The following is a 3,653-nucleotide window of genomic DNA, read 5'->3' on the forward strand; positions in this document are numbered from 1 at the left end:
GTCCGGACGAGGTGCCGGAACAGCTCCAGGCCCCCGGGGATGTGCTTCTCGACGAGGTCGGCGACGTCGGTCTCGTCGCGGTACGTCAGCACCTCGAGCAGCAGCTGGGTCTTCGATCCGAAGTGGTGGAGCACGCCCGCGTGCGTCATGTCGACGAGGTCGGCGATCTCTGCGAGCGTGCCGTTCGCGAAGCCCTTCGCGCCGAACGTCTCCATCGCGGCGTGCAGGATCTCGGCGCGCTTGCGCACCGTCTCGGGCCGGGACCTCGCCTGCCGCTTCGCCATGGTCACGATCCTTCTCGATGGGAATGAGTACATCATGCTCGCTTTACAAGTTACTTACTGCTGAGTAAGTTCATCACCAGCGGCTCCGGAACGACCCGGGGCGAGCCCCTGCAATCACAGGAAACGTCTCTTCGAAGGAGAAGCGATGAAGAAGAAGTCACTCGTCTTCGCGGTCGGCCTGGTCACCGCGATCGCCCTCACCGGCTGCGCCGCGGGCGGTTCGGGATCCACGGAATCGGCGTCGGCGCCCGAGGCCGGCGCGGCGCTGACGATCGCCAAGCCCGACGGCGCGATCACGACCGAGTCGAACAACCCGTGGGTCGGCGACTCGTCGGCCAACAAGCTCGGCTACAAGAACGTCGTCTTCGAGCCGCTGGCGATCGTCAACCCGACCGGCAGCAACGAGACCACCCCGTGGCTCGCCGAGAAGGTGGAGTGGAACGACGACTACACCGAGCTGCGCATCACGCCGCGCGCGGGCGTGACCTGGAACGACGGCGAGGAGTTCACGGCCGACGACATCGTGTTCACGTTCGACCTCATCCGCAACACGCCGGCCTTCGACACCGGCAACATCCAGCTCACCGACATCCAGAAGGACGGCGACGACGTCGTCCTGACGTTCGGCGAGTCGAAGTTCGTCAAGCAGGCGCAGGTGCTGAACATCCAGATGGTGCCCGAGCACATCTGGGCAGAGGTCGAGGACCCGACGACCTTCACGAACGAGGACCCGGTGGGCACGGGCCCCTACGTGCTCGAGAGCTTCAGCTCCCAGTCGGTCACGATGACCGCCCGCGACGACTACTGGGGCGGCGAGCCGGCCGTGCCCACGCTGTACTACGTCTCGTACAACGACAACACGGCGCTGACCACCGCCCTCGCCAGCGGCGAGGCCGACTGGGCGCAGGCCTTCATCTCGGACATCGAGAACCAGTACCTCTCCAAGGACGACCACAACGTCTTCTGGCCCGCCAACGTCATGGCGCCCGACGTGCTGTTCCTGAACACGCAGGAGAAGCCGTTCGACGACGTCGCCTTCCGCAAGGCCGTCAACATGGTCATCGACCGCGAGGCGCACACCACGATCGCGCGCGAGAACGCGGGGCCGCAGCTCACCAGCGTGACAGGTCTTCCCACGCCGGTCGGCGAGCAGTACATCGCGCCCGAGTACAAGGGCGAGGAGTTCGAGATCGACGTCGAGGGCGCCAAGGCCGTGCTCGAGGAAGCCGGCTACACGTGGGACGGCGACGCGCTGGTGGACCCCGACGGCGAGCCTGTCGAGTTCACGCTGCAGGTGCCGCAGGGCTGGAACGACTACGTCACGGGCATCAGCCTGATCGCCGACCAGGTCAAGAAGACCCTGGGCGCCGACGCCAAGGTCGACACCCCGGACGTGGACACGTGGACGCAGAACAAGCGCGCCGGCACCTTCGACGCGATCATGCACTGGACGGACTCGGGCACGACGCCGTACGACCTGTACTCCGACACGATGGACGGCCGCTGGCTCGAGGCGGGCGAGCTCGTCGACTACAACTTCGGCCGCTACGACAACCCCGAGGTCACCCAGCTGCTGAACACGTATGCCAACGCGTCGAGCGACGACGAGCGCACGGCCGCGATCGAGCAGGTCCAGAAGGCGTTCGTCGAGGACGTCCCCGTGATCCCCGTCGGCACGCACCCGATCCTGGCCGAGTTCAACACGCGCAACTACGTCGGCTGGCCGAGCGACGAGGACCCGTATGCGCCCGGTGACCCGCTGCAGGTCGCGGCGGTCCAGGTGCTGATGAACCTCGAACCCGCGGAGTGACCTCCGATGAGGGCCCGGCCTGCGCCGGGCCCTCATCTCCCGCGTCCCAGCCACCGGTGCCGACCAGGCGCCACCGCGCGTGCGCGCGCGCCGTGATGAAAGCGATCCCGATGCCAGACCCCCTGCTCACCGTGCGCGACTTCTCGGTCGTGTACGACGTCACCCCGCCCGTCGAGGCGGTGAAGAACGTGTCCCTCCAACTGCAGCGCGGTGAGATCCTCGGTCTTGCCGGTGAGAGCGGCTGCGGCAAGACCACACTCGCCTACGGCGTGCAGCGGCTGCTGCGTGCGCCGGCCGTCATCACCGGTGGCAGCGTCGTGTTCCACGACGTCGCGGCGGGCGACATCGACATCAACGGCCTCGGAGCCGACGCGATGCAGCGGTTCCGCTGGGACAAGGTGTCGATGGTGTTCCAGGGCGCGATGAACGCGCTCAACCCGGTGGCGACCATCGGCGCCCAGCTCGACGACGTGTTCGTCGTTCACCGTCCGGGCATGACCAAGGCCGCGCGGCGGCGCGAGTGCGAGGAGCTCCTGGAGATCGTTGCCGTGGGCCGCGAGCGCTACCGCTCGTATCCGCATGAGCTCTCCGGTGGCATGCGCCAGCGCGTCATGATCGCGATGGCCCTGGCCCTGCGGCCGCAGCTCATGGTCATGGACGAGCCGACGACCGCCCTCGACGTGCTGGTGCAGCGCGAGATCCTGCGCCAGATCTCCGAGCTGCGCCACGAGTTCGGCTTCTCGGTGATCTTCATCACGCACGATCTGCCCCTTCTGCTCGAGATCAGCGACCGGATCGCCATCATGCGCGACGGTGCGATCGTCGAGCTCGCCGCCTCCCGCGACATCTGGGAGCGCCCGCAGCATCCCTACACCCGACGGCTGCTGAGCTCGTTCCCGCGCCTCACCGGAGCGCGAGGAGTGCTGACACGATGACCGCGCTCGAGTTCCGCAACGTCACCAAGCGCTACCGGGTGCGCGGGGCCGAGCCGATCCTCGCGCTCGACGACGTCAGCTTCACGCTCCGCGAGCGGCAGACCATCGCGCTCGTCGGCCAGTCCGGATCCGGCAAGTCGACGATCGCGAAGATCCTCACGCAGCTCGAGACGCCCACGAGCGGCGAGGTCCTGCTCGACGGCCGCCCCATCCCGCAGCGCGGCCGCGGCCTGCGCGCCTATCGGCAGCAGCTGCGCATGGTGTTCCAGGATCCTTTCGCGTCCCTGAACCCGTACCACTCCATCCGATACCACCTGGAGCGTCCCCTTCGGCTCGACGACGTCGTGCCGAAGGGCGAGACCGAGTCCGAGGTGCGGCGCCTTCTCGACCGCGTGCGTCTCGACCCCGACGCCGTGATCGACCGGCGCCCCCACGAGCTGTCGGGCGGTCAGCGGCAGCGCGTGGCGATCGCGCGCGCGCTGGCGTCGCGCCCCCGTCTGCTGGTGGCGGACGAGCCCGTGTCGATGCTCGACGTGTCGATCCGCGTCGGCGTGCTGAACCTGCTCGCCGAGCTGCAGCGCGACGAGGGGCTGGGCGTGCTCTACATCACGCACGACCTCGCCA

General features: G+C 68.0%; 4 protein-coding genes. 3 read left to right on the forward strand and 1 reads right to left on the reverse strand.

Annotated elements, in window-relative coordinates; genetic code table 11:
* A partial coding sequence (locus RIF89_RS12110; protein WP_375294479.1) for a TetR family transcriptional regulator occupies positions 1-284 on the reverse strand: 284 nt, incomplete at its 3' end.
* 145 nt (positions 285-429) lie between these two features.
* Here RIF89_RS12110 and RIF89_RS12115 point away from each other — a divergent pair.
* The 3 genes from RIF89_RS12115 to RIF89_RS12125 all read left to right on the forward strand — a co-directional run.
* Positions 430-2,094 (forward strand): ABC transporter substrate-binding protein, encoded by a 1,665-nt coding sequence (locus RIF89_RS12115; RefSeq protein ID WP_309069361.1) that lies wholly within the window; start codon positions 430-432, stop codon positions 2,092-2,094.
* 110 nt (positions 2,095-2,204) lie between these two features.
* Entirely contained in the window at positions 2,205-3,029 is an 825-nt protein-coding gene (locus tag RIF89_RS12120) for an ABC transporter ATP-binding protein (protein ID WP_309069362.1), read from the forward strand.
* Positions 3,026-3,653, forward strand: a 628-nt coding sequence (locus RIF89_RS12125; protein WP_309069363.1) for an ATP-binding cassette domain-containing protein, incomplete at its 3' end; no start/stop codon positions are given. The genes RIF89_RS12120 and RIF89_RS12125, both read left to right, overlap by 4 nt.

The organism is Microbacterium sp., from assembly GCF_031178525.1.
Lineage (GTDB): Bacteria > Actinomycetota > Actinomycetes > Actinomycetales > Microbacteriaceae > Microbacterium.